The organism is Balneolaceae bacterium, assembly GCA_034521445.1.
Classification (GTDB): domain Bacteria; phylum Bacteroidota; class Rhodothermia; order Balneolales; family Balneolaceae; genus JAXHMM01.
Window position 1 is genome coordinate 84,231 of record JAXHMM010000010.1, and the last position, 19,882, is coordinate 104,112.

Here is a 19,882-nt window from a genome sequence, read left to right on the forward strand (position 1 = left end):
GCAACGGCTACCCTTCCGCCCGCTCGATCAGCTCCGGGCCGTTGTTGCGGACATTGTTGACCTGTTTGGAGACGGGATAATAGGCCAGGGCATCGTCCGGGAAGGGACGCAGCAGCTCCTGCAGGGTACCGGTGTCGTGGTTGTCGCGGTCCAGCCACTCGTCCCACTCCTCCTTGAGCAGCATGGCGGGCATGCGGTCGTGCAGCTCCTCCATGGAGCGGTTGGCCCCGGTGGTGACGATGGTATAGGTGGGGATGCGGGTCGAGCCGTCCGGGGAGTGCCAGACATTGTAGAGCCCTGCAAAGGCGAATAGGGGCTCGTGGGTGGGATAGATGTAATAGGGGGTCTTGTCGCCTTTCTCGCCCTTCCACTCGTAGAAGCCACTGGCCGGCACGATGCAGCGCTGCGACTCGAAGCAGGGCTTGAAGGACTTCTTGTCGACCAGGCTCTCCGCGCGGGCGTTGATCATGCTGTAGGAGGTATTCTCCTCCTTGGCCCAGAAGGGGAGGAGCCCCCACCGGAAAGGGTAGACCAGCCGCTGGCGGCTCTTGTCGTCCACCATCACCGGCATCTGGTTGGAGGGCGCCACGTTGTAGTTGGGCTCGTAGTCCTCGAAGCCTTCCAGCACGGCGTCCAGCCAGCCGGCTACCTGCTGCTTGTTTTCCTTGAGGGTGTATCGTCCGCACATGGTTGTTGGAATCCAATTTAAACTATCAAAATTAAGTGCCGGGAATACCGCCTAAGAAGGCAAGCGCAATCGAATACCTTCCTGGTCAGCTTGGGCTGGATCCATAAAGGCATGGGTGGCTTCTATTTGAGCTCGTGCGTCATCGTAATGGTCCCAATTAATAGCCTGTACATACTTTTGACCAAAATCGAGCGTACGGATTAAAGCATCTGACTGCCGGTTGTGAGTCAAAGCCCTTAATGCAGCCAGGTAGTTATTCCGGTAAACCGTAGGGATGATAATTTTTTGTTGATCAGCGGCAACCAGTTCTGCATTCATCATGATGCGGGCAATACGGCCATTACCGTCCGTGAACGGATGTACTTCGCTGACCAGAAACATAATGAATACCGCCTTCTGAAAGGGATATTCCAAGCCGCGATAAATTTCAAATCCACGTTCCAGGGTACCTGTGACAAGCTCCGGTTTCACAAACTGGGTACTACCGGCAACATTCATTGTGGTCTTGAATTCACCTGATTTTTTGTCTTTTCGTAGAGCCATAACGCGCGAATGCCGATTCCTTAACGAGGCAATAAATCCATCGAAGTCTTCCGGGGTTTTGGCCATTTCAGAGTAGTTGGAAATGATCCGGAAGGTTCCCATCACATCATGGGCATCTTCGGGACGTTCGGCTGGTATTGTATTGTTAAAAACGATATCTGCAGCCTCATCTACTTCAAATTCTGTTCCTTCGATAAAATTGGAAAAATAGGCTTCAAAGAAGGATAGGTTGACTTTTCCTTCCTGCGAAAAGTTGATTGCAGAACGGGTTTGAGGAGCAACCTCCGACAGATCTTCAAAAAGTTTGAGGAACAGGTCTACACGATCGGGATCATACGGTTTTTTAGATTTCCGTGCTTTACCGACACTTGATTTGATGTTGGCATCTCGTGTGCCCTGCATGCTTCCGATAAGATCGTCAAGATTTTCATATTCTTCCTGCATATCCAACTGCTGCGCAACTTCCCGGGCTCGATCGCGGATACGGTTAACATGGTTGGACCCGCGAACCCGGAAGAGTCTGTCAAGGCGTTCTTCCATTTCTTCCTGCCTAAGAGTTCTTGGAACAGAACCTTTACGTGCTCGCGAAGGCCGCATGTTTTCAAGATAGGCTCGTGGCTCGGAGCTGATGTAGAGACCGCTAATAAAAGGTCTGTCACTTTCTAACGGGCCGTGTCCTTTTCGTGGGTTAAAAATCAAACCGGGAACTTCCGTAATACGCTTTTTGGATGAAATGATGAATACCGATCCATCTTCCGCCGGTTTGTTTTCCAAGGCTGTCCGATCGGCAATGAGTGCATCCGGGTAGTATTCGGATAGCAGGTCTACCCAATGCCTTTTGACAATAACTTCGGGATCATCTTTCAGGTTTTTTGTATACAGGCGGGACCCGATTTTTTTAAGTTCTCCTCGTGAAACGGCCTGCGATACCTGGGAAGAGACATCCGTATGGGATACGAATACTTCCGGCATATCATCTAAAAAATTTGCCATATAAGCTGCCTTTTTAAGGCATTTTATTAAACTTTCGGGTTTTTAAAAAGCATTAATTTAAATATTCGGGTTTTAATTCTTCCTCACGACCGGTCCAGGAAGTGCGTCTTTCCCGGCACCTTGTCCATGACCGAGGCCTTCACTACTGATCCCTTGCCGTAGCGGTTGTTGACGGCGTCCTGCGCCAGGTAGAAGCGCCGCTTCTGCTCGCCTTCCCGGAAGAAGAGCTCCCCCTGACCCGTGCCGTCGGTCTTCACTGTGCCCAGGCCGATGCCCCGCAGGGTGTGCCCGTTGTCCAGCAGCCAGCGGATGCGGGGACGCGCCCTCTTCATGCACTCGTAGAAGACGTAGTCGTCGAGGTTGGTGTGTCCCAGGGTATTGAAGCGGAAGGAGAGTCCCCGGTTGCTACTGTCCTGGATGCGCAGGTAGCAGAAGTACTGCCGCGCCCGCAGCCGGTAGCCGCGCATGCGGTAGCAGAGCTGCTGCACGCCCTGCATGATCTCCCCGCGGATGCGCTCGGGGTCGTCGCTCCGGTCGCTGAAGGTGTGCATGTAGTTGAGCTGCTCGGGCACCAGCTGCTGGTCGGTGAGCACCCGGGCGCGGTCTTTGCCGGCCACCATCTCCCAGACGATTTTCCCGAAATACTCCCCGAAAAGATCCTGGAAGAGGGGATAGCCGCGGTCGATCGCCTCCCCGATGGTGTAGAGGCCGCGCGACTTGAGCTTTTCGAAGCGCTTGCGGCCGATGCCCCACACCTCGTCCAGGGGCAGGGGATGGAGCTGCTCGGCGGCGGCCTCCCCGTCCAGCACCAGCGTCACCCCGTTGGGCTTGTGGAGGTCGCTGGCCAGCTTGGCGTAGGTTTTTGACCAGGAGACCCCCAGCGAGCAGACCAGCCCGATCTCCCGGTAGATGAGGTTGCGGAGCTGCTGGATGTAGCGCAGGATCTCCTCCTGCGGCCGCCCCTTCAGAAAATTGATATCCAGGAAGTACTCGTCCATGGAGTACTGCTCCACGGTGGGGGCGAACTCCTCCAGCACCTGCTCGATGAGCCCGCTGATGCCCTTGTACTTCTCGTAGTGCGCCTGCAGGCCGATGGCCCAGGGACAGAGCTGCTCGGCCTCGAAGGCGCTCATCCCCGTCTTGATGCCGAAGGCGCGCGCCTCGTAGGAGCTGGTGGCCACGATACCGCGCGGGGTGCCGTCGGGCTTGTACCACCCGCCCACGTAGACCGGCATGCCGTGCAGCTTGAAGCACTGCTGCTCCACCTGCGCGTAGAAGCAGTTCATGTCCAGGTGCAGGTAGAGCCGCGGCTCCAGGGAGGTGTGCTGCATGTCGCGGCTGACGCACCGGTAGTCGGTGATCTTGTGCACGTCGGCCTCAGTGTCGTAGCGGCCGGGATCAATGGGGGGGAGCTGTCCGCTCACGCTGCTCCGGGTTTGGGTTTCGGCCTTCATGCCGTGAGTATGTCGATTCCCTCGTACCGGCGGATGCGCTTGTCTTTTGTAATAAATGCCAGGTCTTCCGTGGCGGCCTGGGCGATCTGGATGCGGTCGAAGGGATCGGAGTGATGATCCGGCAGTGACCGAAGGGCCATCACATGGGGCAGTTTGATGTCGAGCACATAGAAGTCCTGTTCCTGGATCTGACGATCGATATCGTCGGGCGCCTCGAGCTTGCCGATACGTTTTTTAATGACAATCTCCCAAACGGCGGCGGTACTTACCCAAACGGCCCCGGTCCGTATACATTCTCTCGCACCTTCTCCCAGTTGGGGGTCGTCGGCCAGCCACCAGAGCAATACATGGGTATCAATCAGGTAACTCATTCAGATGCTCCGCGGAATGCCGCCTCTATTTCCTCCGGCAGCTCATCAAAATCGTCAGCTATCTGCACCTTGCCTTTCCAGGCACCGGGTTTTCGGTGGGTCTTGGGTTTGTAGGGCCGCAGGATGACCTGGGGCTCCCCATTGTTGGCAATAACGATCTCCTCTCCCTCCAGGGCCTGCTGAATCAGCTTGGAGAGGTGTGTTTTGGCTTTATGGATATTGAATGTTTTCATCGGTTATCTCTGTGTTTTCGCTAACTTAGCTAACATTGGCTAAATAACAAACGGCCCCATGTGACTTTTCGTTCGTTGCATTGCATGACTCTTTCTTTGTATTATATGAAAAAACATATGGAAAAATAAAAAGAAGGGTCGTTGACATGCAAGTGATGCTCAAGGAAAAGGTGAACGTGGCGGCCATCTTCCGCAGCTTCCGCGACCGCAGCGAAAACAGCCGCTCCGGCTGGGAGCACAAGCGCATCGAGCCGCGGCAGGTGCGCCGCAAAAGCGGCGAGGTGCTGAAGGTGGCCGAGGTGCGCCGCTCCTACCCGAAGGTGAAGGGCGACACCGTGCAGGTGCACTTCGTGATCCGCACCGACCAGGAACGTTTTTTCCACCTTCTGTATGAGTCCAAGAAGATGCTCTGGATCCTGCTCTACGAGTTCGAGGAGCAGATGCTCTTCGACCAGATGGACATCGACGTGGAGGTGACCTGGAACGGCTTCAACGAGAAGAGAAAATAGGGCAGGGGGGAGTGTCGTTCCAGAGGATGCCGCCTCAGGGCCGGAACAGCAGGCCCCACTCCCCGTCTTCCCTCCACGCCCGTCCCACGTAGGTGCCGAAGACGGTGACCTCCTCCCACTCCTCCGGCCGGATGTGAATGGGCTTGTAGGCGTCGTTTTCGGGGCGCAGCTCGATCTCGTCCTCCCATTGGAAGATGCGCTTGAGGGTGGTCTCCCCGTTGTAGAGCACCGCCCCGATGTCGCCGTTGGAAGGCTCCTTCTGGTCCAAAATGATATAATCGCCGTCGCGGATGCCGGCGTCCCGCATGCTGTCGCCCATCACCTGCAGGGCAAAGAGGCGGGGACTTCGCCAGCTCACCAGCTCCACGGGCAGGTGGCCCAGGTCGGCGCTCACGGCTTCGTGCATGCCGCCGGCCGCAATGCGCCCGCGGATGGGCAGGCCCTGGCCCGGCTCGTCCTCCTCCAGCAGGGAGAAGCGGCTCTGGTGGAGATCGTAGGTGCCGTGGTCCAGCTTCACCAGGTAGTTCTTTTTGACCAGGGCGCTCAGGTGCTGGTAAACGCTGTTGGCCGAGGTGAAGCCGAAGGCCTCCTGCAGGGAGGGATAGTCGGGTACGGCGCCGTGGTCCCGGTAGTGCTCCAGGATGAAGCGGAAGATCTCTTCCTGACGGTCGGTGAGGGCTCGCATACCCTCAGTATATGGAAAATAGCATGGAAAAGTAAGGCCTGCGATCAGGAGCGGGTGCGGGAGGGGCCGTGGGTCGAGCCGCCGGACTCGTCCAGGTCGACGCGGGCCTTGTCGGCTGCGGGGTCGTCGGAGCGCAGCCGGCGGGCGAAAGCCTTGAAGATCTCCTGCATGCGCTCTTTCTGGCTTGTGTAAAAGGAGCGCAGGAAGAAGCGTCCCACGCCGATGCCGGCCAGCCCCGCGACACCCCCGGCCAGCAGCTGCAGGTGCTTGGCGACGGGCACCGCGTCCATGGCCATGGCGGCAAGGACAAAGAAAACGGTAAAGGAAATGACGTTCACCGATGTGCGGTGGGTATTCCAGTCGGAGACAAACTGCAGAACAGTGCGGCCCTCCCGGGGCGTGGCCGAGAGGTGGATGTAGCCGGTGTTGCGCTTGCGCTGCTCCCATTCGTAGACCTGTCCCACGGTATGTACCTTGCCGATGCCCCCGGTGATCTCGCGTATGTCGCGGACCAGCTCCTCCCAGCGCCCGTCAGTCATCTCTCCCTCCAGCACGGCCTTTTTCTGCAGGCTGGTGGTCCCGTGCAGCCAGTCGAAGCGGCCCTCCCTGCCGGGAAGGTCGTACTCACGGAGGGCGCGGAGCATCACCTTGCGGTCGATGCCCGCCTCTTCGGCTACGTGGAGAAGCTCTGATTCGGTAAGGCCGTCCTCGTCCTCCCGGTCGCCCAGCTCCGCGTCGATCTCGGCGGCCTTGCGGAGGATATGGTTTACCTGGGCGCGGCTGAAATTTCGGTCGTCAGGGGCCATGTTCCGGTGCGGATTTCGTTGTCATGGGCGCGGGGAGGCCGCCGCCTCCTGTCAGAGGCGGTAGAGGATTTTCACCCCGATGCTGGGTGCGGCAGGAAGTTCAACATCCAAACTGCGGAATGCGGGATTATAGGACTCTTTTTCGGTTTCCTCGTGCAGAAGCTGGACGATAAGTCCCAAGTCGAATTTTACCAGGAAGCGGTTGGAGAGCGGGAAATCGCGTCCCACGCGGGCATTTGCGTAAAGATAGTTGTGAATAATGTCGCGCCCCGTGTCCTTCAGGTAAAAGGCCCCGACACGCAGGTACCAGGGTTCTGGGCTGGCAAACTGGTCGTAGCCGTTGAAGTGGTAAAAGAAGTCTGCACCTGCTGAAAAGATCTCATTGTCACCGAGATCCATATATCCTACACTTCCACCCGCCTCGATGAGCCCGCCGCGATAGTGTACGCCTCCATGCAGAAGCTCGGGCAGGCCCAGTCCCCCCGTTATGTATATTCCCTCTCCCTGGGCGGAGACCTTTTCGGGCGACGCCGTAAATAGCAGAAAGATCAGCAGGCAGAGGAAGCCGGCGCTGCCTGCTCTGTTCTTTACAATTTTTTGCTGTATCGGTCTGTCCATATGTTAACTTGAACGGTTGTTGACATGAAACAATAAAAATAACGATCCATGAAGAATTTCTCTATTTCCTTTCTGCCATTTCTTCTTGCTACGGTATTGCTGCTCCCGGGATGCGCTTCGAACAGTAATTCCGGCGGGGGTGCCGCCGGAGTTGACTACGAAGGAACACGTGGACCTGCCAGCGGCTCCCTGGTGGTTGTCGGAGGATCGATGCAGGACCCGGCCATATTTGCCCGTTTCATCGACCTGGCCGGCGGCTGGGATGCCAACATTGTGGTGGTACCCACCGCCGCGGCCGACTCCATTCCGCAGGAGTACCTCGACCGTATCCGCCAGCGCTTTGCCGACCGGGGCGTGCAGAATCTGACCGTCCTGCACACCAAGGACCGCGAGCTGGCCGACAGCGAGGCCTTCACCGAGCCGGTCCGGCAGGCCGACGGAGTATGGTTTACAGGAGGCCGGCAATGGCGCATCGTCGATTCCTATATGGGCACGCTCACCCAGCAGGCCTTCGAAGACGTACTGGAGCGCGGCGGCGTGATCGGCGGAAGCTCGGCCGGCGCCACCATCCAGGGGTCCTACCTGGCGCGGGGCGACTCTCGCACGAATACCATCATGATGGGAGACCACGAGGAGGGCTTCGCCTATATCGAGAACGTGGCCATCGACCAGCACCTGCTGCAGCGCAACCGGCAGTTCGACCTGGTGGAGATTATTGAGGCCAAACCGCACCTGCTGGGCATAGGACTGGATGAGAACACGGCCATCGTGGTCCAGGGCGACGTCTTCGAGGTGATGGGGGAGAGCTTCGTGGCGGTCTACGACGCCAGCCGCTGGGAGGCCGGCGACTCTGACCTGGAGGCCCTGCCCAGGGGCGAGCTCTTCCAGCTGCTGGACGCCGGCCAGCGTTACAACATGCGTACCCGAACGGTGCTGGAGGAGGACGAAGACTGACCGCAGCCTGCGCTCAGTCCTCTATTCAGCGCTCCAGGGCGGGGTGATGTTGTTCATCCGCGCATAGGCGATGAGCTGGCCCTGGTGCTCGCCCAGGTGCTTCGGGATGAAGAGCATGATGCCCCGGGGCGTATTGGTGCTGCCGCCGAACCATGAGACCTCGCGGATCATGTCGCCCCCCGCCGTGGCGGTCACCGCCTCGCGCAGGTGGGTGAAGGAGTCGCGGAGCGCCTGGATCATCTCCGACTTGCCCAAGCCGGCGTTCTCAGACTGGCCGAACTGGTAGCCCTCGGGTCCGGGAGCGCCCATGAAGGAGGGGATCAAGAAGTTGCCGTCCACGATGTGACCAAAGGTCTCACGCACGGAGCGCACGCCTTCACCGGGACGCCAGTCCCAGGTGTTTTCGGGAAAGGCTTCGGCCAGGCTGACCAGCTTGCCTTCGGTTTCATTGAGTTCGCGGACTACTTCTCCGGCATAGCCGGAGGGGGAGGCGCTCTGCGCCAGGGCGAAGCCGGCCGTGCAGAGGACGAGCAGGAGGGACAGGGCTGTTCTTTTCATAGGTGCTTTTTTTCGTGATCAGGTGTTTCATCTGCCAATCTATGAAAGCGGCGACAAATTCACCAGTGGCTCACTTCAGGATCAACCCCCGGCCGTATCGGCGGGCGCTGTTTCGTAAAGACTCTCCAGCAGGGCAAAACTGAGGCTGTCCACCCGGGCGGCGCGCTCGTGTCCGGCGGATACGTTGGTAAGCAGCACAACGCCACGGCGGGCCGAAGGGTCCAGTACCACAGAGGAGCGGTAGCCGCCCGTCCCCCCGTTATGCCAGAGCCAGCGGTGTCCCGACGCCCGGTCCAGGATGAACCAGCCCAGTCCCATCGCCATCTGCTCGTTGATCCGGAAAGTGGGCTGCTGCATAAGGCGGTTGGCGGGAGCGGCCGTGTCGAAGCTGGCCTCCACAAAACGGTGCATCTCCTCTGCCGTGGAGAGGATGGCGCCCGCCCCGCTCAGCGCGTTGAGGTCCCAGTTCGGCGTGGGACTTCCCGAGGCGTTCAGCCCGGTGACCAGCCGGTCAGCCACCAGGGTGCGGTCGGTGGTGGAATGGGTCATGTCAAGGGGACCGAAAATACGCTCCTGCAGCATTTGTTCGTAGCTTTTGCCGGTGTACTGGCCGAGCGCGTAGGCCAGCAGTCCGGCGCCCAGGTTGGAGTACTGGAAGGAGGTGCCCGGTTCGCTGTGCAGCAGCATTTCCTCGGAGAGATAGTCCCGCAGGTCGTCCTCTCCGTAGTTGCGGTAGGGATTCTGGGACTGAAAGACGGCGGACCAGCCCATGCCGGCGGGTATGCGGGGCAGGCCGGAGGTGTGGTTGGCCAGGTGCTCCAGGGTGAAATCTGTCCGGGCGTCCAGCCGTATCCACGCATCTTCGTTCAGCGGCACGTCCAGCAGCTCGCGTACGGGGCGGTCGAGCTCCAGCTCGCCCTCCGCCACAAGCCGGGCCAGGAGGTAAGCGGTAAAGACCTTGCTTACCGAGCCTATTTCGTAGACGGCCCCGCGGTTATCCACCGTCTTCAGGCTGTCACCGGAGCGCAGCACCCCGTGGAAGCGGGCGGTGGCGTCCGACACCAGTGCGATGGCAAACTGCGTTTGGTTGGGAAAGGCGCGCATGGCATGGGTCACCGCCTCCGCCTGGACCGAATCGGGTCCCTGCGGCGGACCTTCCAGGGCGACAGTGACGTCGGGGTTCACGCGGGTGCCGCAGCCACCCAGGAGCAGGGTTAAAACCAGGGCAGGCATCAATATTTGTGCGAAATGGATTTTTCCTCTCATGGTACTCCCTATAGATGGCGGTTGCGGCGGCCGTGGCGCAACCTGTGCGCGCCAGTCCCCAATATTGCATTTTCTTATTGAATTGCCTAATAAGGGAGGGGCCTGAAATCGAACCGGGAACGCAAATCCGACTATGACTTTTTCGGCACTGGACCTGATCGTCTTTGTCGTCTATTGCTGCCTGATCCTGGGACTGGGTCTTTTTATCGCCAAACGCAAGGGCACCAACGATTCGGAGGGGTATTTCCTGGCCAACAAGTCTCTGCCGTGGTGGGCCATCGGCACTTCTCTCATCGCCGCCAATATCTCCGCCGAGCAGATGATCGGCATGTCGGGCTCGGGATACGCCATCGGCCTCGCCATTGCAAGCTACGAGTGGATGGCCGCCCTCACCCTCATCCTGGTGGCAAAGTACATGCTGCCCATTTTCCTGGAGAAGAAGATCTATACCATGCCGCAGTTCCTGCAGGACCGTTTCGACGGACGTGTGCGGGTCAGCCTGGCAGTTTTCTGGATCCTGGTCTACATATTTGTCAACCTCACCTCAGTGCTCTACCTGGGGGCCCTCAGCATGAACACCATCTTCGGTATGGACCTGTTCTGGGGCATCCTGGTACTGGCCGCCTTTTCAGCCATCTATACCATTTATGGAGGACTCACCTCGGTGGCCTGGACCGACGTGGTGCAGGTCTCCTTCCTGGTGATCGGTGGACTGGTGACCACCTGGTTTGCCCTGGACGCCTACAGCGGCGGGGAGGGCGCCGTGGCGGGGCTGGGGGGACTTATCCAGGACTTTCCCGGCAAGTTTGAGATGATCCTGGAGAAAGGAAACGCGTACTACAACGATCTGCCGGGTATTTGGGTGATCTTCGGGGGACTCTGGGTGGCCAATATCAGCTACTGGGGCTTCAACCAGTATATCATCCAGCGCGCGCTGGCCGCCAAAAACCTGCAGGAGGCGCAGCGGGGCATGATCTTCGCCGGCTACCTGAAGATGCTTATGCCACTGATCGTGGTCATCCCCGGCATTGCGGCCTTCGGACTGGGTGCCGAGTTCGAGCAGGCCGACAAGGCCTATCCCTGGGTGCTGGGCAACTTCGTGGTGAGCGGGCTGAGGGGACTCACCTTCGCCGCGCTTATCGCGGCCATCGCCTCCTCGCTGAGCTCCATGACCAACAGCACCTCCACCATCTTTACGCTGGACATCTACAAGACCCACTTCGATCCCGATGCCTCCGAGAAAAAGCTGGTGCGGACGGGACGCATAGTCAGCTTCGTCGCTATTACCCTGGCCGTGCTGGTCGCCCCCCTGTTGAACAACTTCGAACAGGCCTTCCAGTTCATCCAGGAATTCACCGGCTTTATCAGTCCGGGCGTGGTGGCTATTTTCCTGCTGGGCTTCTATTGGAAGAAGGCCACCGCCAACGGCGCGCTGGTGGCCGCTATCTGCACCATCCCGCTTTCATGGGCCTTCAAGGTCTGGGCGTCCGGCATTCCCTTCCTCAACCGCATGGGCATCGTATTCCTTATACTCTGCGGGCTCATCGCGCTGGTCTCCTGGCTGGAGGGGATGGAAGACGATCCCAAGGCCATCCGCCTGCGCAGAGACCTGTTCCGGACGGGCAATGTTTTCAATATGGGCGCCATCGGCATTTGCGGGCTCCTCGCCGTACTCTATCTCCTGTTTTGGTAACTAACTTACTAAGTCGAAAAGTCTGGAAGTCATAAAGTCGGCGGACTTCCAGACTTACCGTACTTTATGACTTTAAGACTTTATGACGTTATAACGTTATGATGGACCTGGAAAATAATTCTCACAGGAGATTGAATCCGCTGAACGGCCGCTGGGTGCAGGTATCACCCAACCGCACCGACCGGCCCTGGCAGGGGCAGGAGGAGTCGCCTCCCCCGCAGCAGAAGCCGCGTCACAAGGAAGGCTGCTACCTCTGCCCGGGCAACGAGCGAGCGGGCGGGGTGCGGAATCCGGACTACGAGAGCACCTTTGTCTTCGACAACGACTTCAGCTCCCTGCGCCCCGACGTGCCCGGAGAGGAGCATAGGGAAGGAGAGCTGCTGGCCGCCCGTGGCGAGCGGGGCATCTGCCGGGTGATCTGCTTCACGCCCCGGCACGACCTGAGCCTGCCCGAGATGGAGAACTCCCAGGTGGAGGAGCTGGTGGAGCTCTGGACCCGACAGTACCGCGAGCTGGGCGAACGTCCCTTTATCAACTACGTGCAGATCTTCGAAAACAAGGGGGAGATGATGGGCTGCAGCAACCCCCATCCCCACGGGCAGATATACGCCCAGGAGACGGTGCCTGAAGAGCCTGCCGCCGAGCTGGAACACCAGACTGCCTACTACCGCTCGCACGGCGCCACCCTGCTGGGCGCCTATCTGGAGGAAGAGCTGGAACGGGAGGATCGCATCGTCCTGCAGAACGGTCATTTTGTAGCCCTCGTGCCGTGGTGGGCCTACTGGCCCTTCGAGACCATGATCGTAAGCCGTCGACCCCTGGCCCGCTTCACCGACCTTCGCGGGGAGGAGCGGGAGGCCCTGGCCGCGATCATCCATCGCCTGACGGTACGCTACGACAACCTCTTCGAGGTCTCATTCCCCTATTCGGCGGGCTTTCATCCGGCGCCCACCGACGGGCGGGACTATCCCCAGTGGCATTTCCACATGCATTTCTACCCGCCGCTGCTCCGTTCGGCCACTGTCAAGAAATTCAAGGCCGGTTACGAGATGCTGGCTAATCCCCAGCGCGATTTTACTCCCGAATTCGCCGCGGGACGCCTGCGCGAGACCTCCGATGTACACTTCAGAAGCGCCTGAGGTGATTTAACATCATCATGTTATTTTTACCCCCGGCCCCAGCCCTTAATGTTTTAAGCGAAAGACGGGTTGGTCGTTTCATGACCCTAAAAACCGTTTACCGATAGAGGAATCAAGAATAAGGAATCACCAAGCATGAAATTGTCTCGCTTCTACCCCGCCGGGTTATACCTTTGCACGCTAGTGTTATTCGGCATTTTACTGGCACCCGCTACCTCCTGGGGCCAGGACCAGGCCACCTTGAGGGTGGTCGTATCCTCCGACCAGGATGGCAGTCCCATACCTAGTGCCAACGTGGTGCTGCTCAGTCCGGATGAGACCGAACGTGAAGAGGAGGGGATACTGCATGCCGGTGCCAGCGATTCCGATGGGTTGGTTGAGCTTGCAGATGTCGTGCCCGGCGAGTATCTGCTTCGAGTCACTTTTGTAGGACATAAAACGCACCGCGACACAATCAGGCTAGCGGCAGGAGAGCGGCGGGTCATTCAGGTTGCGCTTGCCGTGGATGTGGAAACGCTCGGCCAGGTCGTCGTGGAGAGCGAACGGGAGGTGACGGTAGGAGAGGTGGGAGTAAATCGTATATCCGAGATTGACGTCGCCCGAATTCCGACCCCCAGCCCCGGCGGCGACCTGGCATCGTACCTTCAGACGCTGCCCGGTGTGGTATCGGCGGGTGACCGGGGAGGCAATCTTTATATACGTGGCGGCACACCCTATCAAAACTTGATATTGGTGGACAATATGCCGGTGGTCAAACCTTTTCACATCTCCAATCTCTATTCGGCGTTCTCCGATGCTACCCTGCAGAGCGCAGACATGCACGCAGGAGGCTTCGGTGCCGAATACCTGGGGGCGTCCTCCGCCGTCATCGACCTGAGTCTGAGACAGGGTAATATGAAAGATTTTAACGCCAATGGATCTCTTGGATCGCATATGGTGGCCTTGCAGGCCGAAGGCCCGCTTCAGACCGACCATCACTCCTTTATGCTCATGGGACGGAAGTCGCTCATCGAAGATACGTCACCAACCCTGATCGGCGAGGAGGACCCCATTGACTTCTACGACGTGTTAGGAAGATATTCTTATCAGGACAGCGGTATAGCGTGTAACGTCACCGCGCTGCATACCAACGACAGGGGAGAAATCAATCCCAACCGTGCAGTCGATATCTCGTGGAGCAATTCCGTCCTGGGAGGACGCTGCTTGAGTTTCGACGAATATTTTAACCGTCCCATCGAGGTGACGGTGGGCTTCAGCAGGTACAGCAACTCGGAAAGTACCGCAGAGGAAACAGAATTGTACTCTTCCATGGAGCAACAATTTTTAAAGCTGGATCATGCTTTTGAGGGCTTTGGAACACTATTGGAATATGGTTTCGGCGTGAACTTCACACGCTATGAGGCGGAGCTGGCAGAGCGCTTTGCCCAACAGGAATCCTTTTCCAACAGGACGGCCGTGATCGATGCCTATGTTTCCACCGATCTTGAGATAGGAGACCGCTTGACCCTCCAGCCCAGTATGGGTTCGCAGCTTTCGCTGCACACAACGCCTACCTTTGAACCCAGATTCCGTGCCTCCTATCTGCCGGGAGGGACGGGTTCCCATGAGGTAAGCCTGGCATTTGGCCGCTATTACCAGATTTCCGATGCCATCACCGATGAACGGGATGCAGGAACCACCTTTGCTGTCATGAAGGGTTCGGAATGGGGCGATCCGAACCAGGGCGCCCTTCATGGCATATTGGGTTACAGGCTGAGGCTTCCCGATGGTTTTGAGGCCAAGGTGGAGGCTTATGTTAAACGCCATTCCGATATCCCCGTATCGAGATGGAGCCCGGAGACGCAGATCGAAATGGAGACGGCCCTGGCGGACGGTATGACCTATGGCGCGGATGTGAGGTTGGAGTACGACAACAGCCCGCTCTATCTCTTCCTGGGTTACGGCTATTCCCAGGTGGAGTACGAAGCCAGCTCGGGTAATCTCGGAGCGTGGATAAAACAGCCGGTCTACCGTTATAATCCGACACACGACAGGCGACACAAGCTGAATACCGTCGCCAGCTATACGTTCGGCGGATTTACAACCAGCCTGAGTTGGGAGTTCGGTACCGGGAGGCCTTACACCAGGGTGTACGGATTCGACCTGCGGCTGCAACTTCCAGGAGAAAATCCTCTTGAGGAGCCCGGTACAGCCCGCACTCTTTACAGCCGCCCCTACGGAGACCGGCTGCCAATGTACCACAGGCTGGATGTGTCCTTGGAGCGAACCTTCCGTTTTTCACAGGGAGTTACCCTGGAAACAAAAGTGGGCATGATCAATAGCTACAACCGTAAGAATGTGTTTTACTACGATGCCAATCTTTTGCAGCGGGTGAACCAGACACCGCGCATGCCCTATGCCTCCATGAGTATTAATTTCAATTGATTCGTTTGTCTTATTCACCAATGCACAAGCCGATGTATAGATATCGCAATAGTAGCGTCACTGTAAACCGCAGGTCACCCTTTGCCTGGGTTCTGGCAATGCTGCTGATTTCCTTATTTGCAATGACAGGATGTGAGGATTCCCTGGATCCCTATGAAGAACAGCCGGGCTTTTATGCCATTTATGGGGCACTCGACCTTAAATCAGAGTTGAATTATATCCGTGTCAAAGATCTGGACGATCCCCTGACGAGCGATTCCACCCGGAATCTGGACGTAACCGTGACCCTGGAAAACCTTGACACGGGTGCAAAGGAGATGCTTACGGACTCCGTCGTCAAATTCGAAAATGTCTACACGCATAATTTCCGGACTGACATGCAAATACAGCCTGGCGACACGTACCGCATCCGTGCCGAAGGACCAGGTGGGGAGGCCTCGACCGCCAGCACGACCACACCTGAGTTTGCAGAACTTTCGGTTTCGCCTGAATTGCCTGACTGTGCTACGGAGGCAACCATCACGATGGAACCCGTAACGAGTCCTTTCAATGTATCGGTATCCATAGGCTTGGAATATTTTGACGACATGTATTGGACGCCCGGTCTGCCCGACGATGGACCGAATGATGGGCAGGTACAACTTCAATTTAATCTGAAGGATCTCATCAACCGGGCATTTCAGGGCATGGATATTGACGCCCCCTGGTGCCATGAACTCAGCGATAATCGGTTTTTCCTGCGATACACTCACTTCAGTAATGAGTTCACTGACCGGGTTGAGAGCGATACCACGAGTGTGCCCGGAGGTACAGGCAGGTTCGGGTCCTATTATGAAGATAGCTTCTCCTTTCGAATTGACACCAGCAACGTCTGTTTCCCCTTTTGTGACCCTGTAGAAGAATAGATCGGAGATCTACCGTCAATTAACTCTAACATGACCTTTGGAGCCATGACCGTATCAAGAGCAGAGGACAGCGGATATCGTGTGATCTCGATGACATGCTTAGCCTTCGGCCTTCTGGCCTTGCTGTTGAGCAGCTGCGACACGTCCATGGAGCCCTTTGACCGGACGCAGGGATTCTATTCTCTATACAGTTATCTGGACGTGAGAAGTGACATCAACTATATACGGGTAAAAAACCTGAACGAACCGCTGAGAGAAAATTCGAACCGACAGCTTCCGGTCACCGTTACTCTTGAAAACCTTGAAAACGGCGAGACCGAGGTCCTGGAAGACTCCATTCAAAAAATAGATGGAATATATACGCACAACTTCCGTACCACGACGGACTTACAGTATGACGTACCTTACCGGGTTACGGTGACCGACTCCGCTGGAAATCGCGTATACGCGGAGACCCGGACACCCCGGAATGCCAAGGAGCATAGTTTTCCATCGCCCCCCAACTGCAAGGAACAGTTTGAACTCAGCTATCACGGTGTCACGAGTCCGAACAATCTGTCCGTGGAAGCGGGCATTCAGTTTCGAGGGCAGGTTTACTGGAAAAGTTTGCCCATGGTAAAGGGAGACAGCACGAATGAATCGCAGTTCCGGTTTACCTTGAAGGAGTTGATAGATGAAAACCTCTATCACAGGGGATACAACGCCTGGTGCCACCACCTGAGTGATGACTCCCTTTACGTGCGCTATCGCCACTTCAGCGACGAACTGTTTGGAACGTTGGAATCGGATACGGTCTCTGTCCCTGGTGGGACCGGACAATTTGGTTCGGGCTACCGGGAGGCCTACCGTCTGCCGATCGACACCACGAATGTCTGTTATCCCTTCTGCGGAGTTCTTATCATCGATCCCGATTGTCCTCCCGATTGCGGAGAGACGTTTTAGAGGGGCCTATGAACCGGAGTTTACACCCCAAAATCAGACTTTCGATTCGGTGCCTTCTCCCGCCCTCTATACGTTGAACCCCTCCGCCAGCAGGCGCTTCCACTCGGCATGGCGGCGCAGGTAGCTGGCCACGTACGGGCAGAGGGGCACCAGCCGGAGTCCGCGGCGGTCCACCTCCTGAAGCACCTGGTGCACCATGTCGGAGGCCACGCCCTGGCCCTCCCAGGCCGAAGGCACTTCGGTGTGGGTGAGGTAGATCACGCCTTTGGCGTTGATAATGTAGTCAACGTAGGCGGTCTTCTGGCCCAGATCCAGCTCAAAACGCTTGCGGTCGCTGTTGTCCCGTACGCGGGACTCCTCCCAGCCCATCAGTCCGCCTCCCCGTCTTGTCCCCCGCCGCCCCGGAAGCCGATCTCCTTGTGGCTTCCGTCGCAGAAGGGCTTGTTGGCCGAAGCCCCGCAGCGGCACATGGCCTTGCGTCCGCTGCAGTCCCGCGGCTGCATGGTTTCCGAGTAGATGAGCCAGTTGCCCTCCACAATGCAGGGGCCGTGCTCCATCACCTTGACCGTAAGGGGGCCGTCTCCCTCTGAACCGCCTTCCTCGAGGCCCTCTGTCACATAGGCCGAGGAGGCCTCGAAAGCGGCCTCGGAGTGGCTGCCGTCGCACAGCGGCTTGTTGGCGGACTGCCCGCATCGGCAGAGCGCCAGTCGGGTGTCCTCCAGCAGCAGCTCCCCGTTGTGGTCCTCCACCCGTATGCGCCCCCGCAGGTAGAGGGGGCCGTCGGGCGATACGGCGATGCTGTTTTTCGGGGGAGGCTGCTCCGCCTCGATCTCCGGACCAGTGGTGTAGTGAAGCGCCCCCGTGGGGCAGCGGGTTACTATGGAGGCGATTCGGCGCGCCTCCGCTTGCTCCGGCTGAATCCAGGGGCGCTTTTTGGGGTCGAAGACCTTGCGAAGCCCCTTTACGCACTCGGCGGCGTGGATGCAGCGGGCTACGTCGTAATGAACCTGGAGTTCCTCGCTTTTGTAGTTGTGGATCTTGGATTTCATGCGTGGGGTGAGGTTTGGGGAATTCGCCTGAGGAGGATAATGTGCTAGAAATTCGGCTCAGGCGCAAGAGGGGGCGTTGCGCCTGCAGGGCGGTCCCGGAGCATTGGCTATCCCGGAGGCAGGCGTTTATCTTGAGGGGCATGCACTCCAGGACCAAGGACAGGCGCTATGTGGCAATATCGTGAAATGGAATCCGGCAAACAGAACTTGCGCTTCACCCTGCAGGAGGAGGGAAGCAGCATCAGCTACGGGGATTGGCTCGATAGTATGGCCGAATCGGCCGACTGCCGCACCTTCTACCATGGACTGCTGGCGGAAACGCCCTGGGAGGCCTTTTTCTGGGAGCACCCGCCGGTGACCTGGGAGACCCTCGACCGCCCCTACGAGTGCAGGCTCATCGAAAGCACCTTCCTGGCCGGCGTCTCCCCGGACGCGCAGACCTTCAGCCGCTATTTTGATCCCGGCCGGAAGGTGGTGACCTTCCCCAACCTGGGCAAGGACGCCACGCTGGTGGTGCCCTGTCCGGAGGGTGAACAGAGCGTCTATCCCCACATCGGCTCCTTTGTGCGGCAGGCCGCCCCGGGCCAGGCGGACCGCCTCTGGGAGGTGGCCGCGCGGGAGATGCGGGAGGCGGTGGGCGGGGAGCCGCGCTGGCTGAGCACCCACGGGGGCGGGGTGTACTGGCTGCACCTGCGTATCGACTCCATCCCCAAGTATTACCACACTGCGGAGTACAAGCAGGGCTGAGTGACCCGGGAATGGCAAAGAGACGCCAAGGCCGAGGGCACGCAAGCGGGCGGCCCGTTGTTATGACATCCCCGGCAATCAGGCATTCACCAACCGGAAAAACCCATGGAACGCGTACTTACCGAAGGCAGGGTGCCCATCAAGCTCTGGCTGGAGGACCTCGACGAGGAGGCCCTCCAGCAGGCCCGCAACCTGGCCAACCTCCCCTTTGCCTTCAAGCATATCGCCATCATGCCCGACTCCCACCCGGGTTACGGCATGCCCATCGGGGGCGTGCTGGCTGCCCGGCAGGCTATCATTCCCAACGCGGTGGGGGTGGACATCGGCTGCGGCATGTGTTCGATGCGCACCAACCGGCAGGAGATCCCGGAAGGGGAGCTGAAGGCCATTATGGGCATCATCCGCGACCGCGTGCCGGTAGGATTCAACCACCACGACCGCCCGCAGGACGAGCGGTGGATGCCCGGCCGGGAGGAGGGGCCGACCCCCATCGTGGACCGGGAGTACAGGAAGGCGCGCAGCCAGGTGGGCACCCTTGGCGGGGGCAACCACTTTATTGAAATTCAGCAGGGCTCTGACGGCTACATCTGGATCATGATCCACTCGGGCTCGCGCAACATCGGCTACACTGTGGCCAGGCACTACAACGAGCTGGCGCAGGAGAAGTGCGGGCAGTGGTTCAGCGAGGTGCCGAAAGACCTGGCCTTCTTTCCGCGGGGCACGGAGGAGTTCGAACGCTACCGCCACGAGATGAACTACTGCATCCGCTTCGCCGAGCATAACCGCCGGCTTATGATGGAACGGGTGAAGGAGGCCTTCGAGAAGGTGATTCCGATGGCGGACTTCACCGACTACATCAACAAGCCACACAATTTTGCCGCCTGGGAGCGGCACTACGGGGAGGAGGTGATCGTGCACCGCAAGGGGGCTACTCGGGCGCGAAAAAACGAACGGGGCATGATCCCCGGCTCGCAGGGCAGCCCCTCCTACATCGTGCGCGGCAAGGGCAACCACCTCTCCTTCGAGTCGTGCTCCCACGGAGCCGGGCGCCTGATGAGCCGCCGGCAGGCCCGCGAAACGCTCAGCGTGCAGAAGGAGACGGCCGCCCTGGAGAAGATGGGTGTGCTGCACGCGGTGCGCGGGGAGAGCGACCTGGACGAGGCGCCGGGCTCCTACAAGGACATCACCGAGGTGATGGATCGCCAGAAAGACCTGGTGGAGGTCGAGGTGGAATTGAAGCCCCTGGCGGTGATCAAGGGATAGGCACGAGAAATGAAGGGAGGTATAATAGAAGTGGGTGATGAC

General features: G+C 58.5%; 21 protein-coding genes. 9 read left to right on the forward strand and 12 right to left on the reverse strand.

The window, feature by feature from the left end; all coding sequences use genetic code 11:
* Positions 1 to 7 precede the first annotated feature (7 nt).
* The 5 genes from U5K31_11635 to U5K31_11655 all read right to left on the reverse strand — a co-directional run bounded on the left by U5K31_11635 (position 8) and on the right by U5K31_11655 (position 4,282).
* Positions 8 to 688: an SOS response-associated peptidase gene (locus U5K31_11635; protein MDZ7773372.1), complete on the reverse strand. Its 681-nt coding sequence runs from the start codon at positions 686 to 688 to the stop codon at positions 8 to 10.
* Positions 689 to 739: 51 nt separating this feature from the next.
* On the reverse strand, positions 740 to 2,224 hold the full coding sequence (locus U5K31_11640) for a Fic family protein (GenBank protein MDZ7773373.1): 1,485 nt from the start codon (positions 2,222 to 2,224) through the stop codon (positions 740 to 742).
* Positions 2,225 to 2,307: 83 nt separating this feature from the next.
* A complete protein-coding gene (locus U5K31_11645) occupies positions 2,308 to 3,678 on the reverse strand; it encodes a DNA polymerase IV (GenBank protein MDZ7773374.1) in 1,371 nt (456 codons plus the stop codon).
* Positions 3,675 to 4,049, reverse strand: coding sequence for a type II toxin-antitoxin system VapC family toxin (locus U5K31_11650; GenBank protein ID MDZ7773375.1), 375 nt, complete (start codon positions 4,047 to 4,049; stop codon positions 3,675 to 3,677). Before U5K31_11650 ends, U5K31_11645 begins: the two co-directional genes overlap by 4 nt.
* Positions 4,046 to 4,282: a type II toxin-antitoxin system prevent-host-death family antitoxin gene (locus tag U5K31_11655; GenBank protein MDZ7773376.1), complete on the reverse strand. Its 237-nt coding sequence runs from the start codon at positions 4,280 to 4,282 to the stop codon at positions 4,046 to 4,048. The genes U5K31_11650 and U5K31_11655 overlap by 4 nt, the downstream gene beginning before the upstream one ends.
* A 146-nt stretch (positions 4,283 to 4,428) precedes the next feature.
* Between U5K31_11655 and U5K31_11660 the strand changes: the two genes are divergently transcribed.
* Complete coding sequence (locus U5K31_11660) at positions 4,429 to 4,791, forward strand: hypothetical protein (GenBank protein MDZ7773377.1); 363 nt, start codon at positions 4,429 to 4,431, stop codon at positions 4,789 to 4,791.
* A gap of 34 nt (positions 4,792 to 4,825) precedes the next feature.
* Here U5K31_11660 and lexA read toward each other — a convergent pair whose 3' ends face one another.
* The 3 genes from lexA to U5K31_11675 are packed head-to-tail and all read right to left on the reverse strand — an operon-like array spanning position 4,826 to position 6,900.
* On the reverse strand, positions 4,826 to 5,476 hold the full coding sequence (gene lexA / locus U5K31_11665; protein MDZ7773378.1) for a transcriptional repressor LexA: 651 nt from the start codon (positions 5,474 to 5,476) through the stop codon (positions 4,826 to 4,828).
* Positions 5,477 to 5,520: 44 nt separating this feature from the next.
* The gene (locus U5K31_11670; protein MDZ7773379.1) at positions 5,521 to 6,282 is read right to left on the reverse strand and encodes a hypothetical protein; all 762 of its coding nucleotides are present in this window, start codon (positions 6,280 to 6,282) and stop codon (positions 5,521 to 5,523) included.
* Positions 6,283 to 6,333: 51 nt separating this feature from the next.
* Positions 6,334 to 6,900: a hypothetical protein gene (locus U5K31_11675; GenBank protein MDZ7773380.1), complete on the reverse strand. Its 567-nt coding sequence runs from the start codon at positions 6,898 to 6,900 to the stop codon at positions 6,334 to 6,336.
* A 48-nt stretch (positions 6,901 to 6,948) separates the two neighbouring features.
* Between U5K31_11675 and U5K31_11680 the strand changes: the two genes are divergently transcribed.
* A complete protein-coding gene (locus U5K31_11680; GenBank protein MDZ7773381.1) occupies positions 6,949 to 7,854 on the forward strand; it encodes a cyanophycinase in 906 nt (301 codons plus the stop codon).
* Positions 7,855 to 7,875: 21 nt separating this feature from the next.
* On the opposite strand, the gene U5K31_11685 is transcribed toward U5K31_11680, so the two are convergent.
* Complete coding sequence (locus tag U5K31_11685) at positions 7,876 to 8,412, reverse strand: DinB family protein (protein MDZ7773382.1); 537 nt, start codon at positions 8,410 to 8,412, stop codon at positions 7,876 to 7,878.
* An 81-nt stretch (positions 8,413 to 8,493) separates the two neighbouring features.
* Positions 8,494 to 9,645 carry a serine hydrolase gene (locus U5K31_11690; GenBank protein MDZ7773383.1) on the reverse strand — a complete coding sequence of 384 codons (1,152 nt, stop codon included), beginning with the start codon at positions 9,643 to 9,645 and terminating at the stop codon, positions 8,494 to 8,496.
* Between the two features lie 166 nt (positions 9,646 to 9,811).
* On the opposite strand from U5K31_11690, the gene U5K31_11695 reads away from it, so the two are divergent.
* The 5 genes from U5K31_11695 (at position 9,812) to U5K31_11715 (ending at position 16,781) form a co-directional block, all read left to right on the forward strand.
* Complete coding sequence (locus U5K31_11695) at positions 9,812 to 11,371, forward strand: sodium/sugar symporter (protein ID MDZ7773384.1); 1,560 nt, start codon at positions 9,812 to 9,814, stop codon at positions 11,369 to 11,371.
* A 101-nt stretch (positions 11,372 to 11,472) separates the two neighbouring features.
* The gene (locus tag U5K31_11700; GenBank protein MDZ7773385.1) at positions 11,473 to 12,510 is read left to right on the forward strand and encodes a UDP-glucose--hexose-1-phosphate uridylyltransferase; all 1,038 of its coding nucleotides are present in this window, start codon (positions 11,473 to 11,475) and stop codon (positions 12,508 to 12,510) included.
* A gap of 135 nt (positions 12,511 to 12,645) precedes the next feature.
* Positions 12,646 to 14,934, forward strand: a complete 2,289-nt coding sequence (locus tag U5K31_11705; protein ID MDZ7773386.1) for a TonB-dependent receptor — start codon at positions 12,646 to 12,648, stop codon at positions 14,932 to 14,934.
* A 98-nt stretch (positions 14,935 to 15,032) separates the two neighbouring features.
* Positions 15,033 to 15,839 carry a hypothetical protein gene (locus tag U5K31_11710; protein ID MDZ7773387.1) on the forward strand — a complete coding sequence of 269 codons (807 nt, stop codon included), beginning with the start codon at positions 15,033 to 15,035 and terminating at the stop codon, positions 15,837 to 15,839.
* 30 nt (positions 15,840 to 15,869) lie between these two features.
* Entirely contained in the window at positions 15,870 to 16,781 is a 912-nt protein-coding gene (locus tag U5K31_11715) for a hypothetical protein (protein MDZ7773388.1), read from the forward strand.
* Between the two features lie 66 nt (positions 16,782 to 16,847).
* On the opposite strand, the gene U5K31_11720 is transcribed toward U5K31_11715, so the two are convergent.
* On the reverse strand, positions 16,848 to 17,150 hold the full coding sequence (locus U5K31_11720; protein MDZ7773389.1) for a GNAT family N-acetyltransferase: 303 nt from the start codon (positions 17,148 to 17,150) through the stop codon (positions 16,848 to 16,850).
* Complete coding sequence (locus U5K31_11725) at positions 17,150 to 17,830, reverse strand: CDGSH iron-sulfur domain-containing protein (protein MDZ7773390.1); 681 nt, start codon at positions 17,828 to 17,830, stop codon at positions 17,150 to 17,152. Before U5K31_11725 ends, U5K31_11720 begins: the two co-directional genes overlap by 1 nt.
* A 168-nt stretch (positions 17,831 to 17,998) precedes the next feature.
* On the opposite strand from U5K31_11725, the gene U5K31_11730 reads away from it, so the two are divergent.
* On the forward strand, positions 17,999 to 18,577 hold the full coding sequence (locus U5K31_11730) for a hypothetical protein (GenBank protein MDZ7773391.1): 579 nt from the start codon (positions 17,999 to 18,001) through the stop codon (positions 18,575 to 18,577).
* Between the two features lie 105 nt (positions 18,578 to 18,682).
* Entirely contained in the window at positions 18,683 to 19,840 is a 1,158-nt protein-coding gene (locus U5K31_11735) for an RtcB family protein (protein ID MDZ7773392.1), read from the forward strand.
* The last annotated feature ends 42 nt before the right edge of the window (positions 19,841 to 19,882 follow it).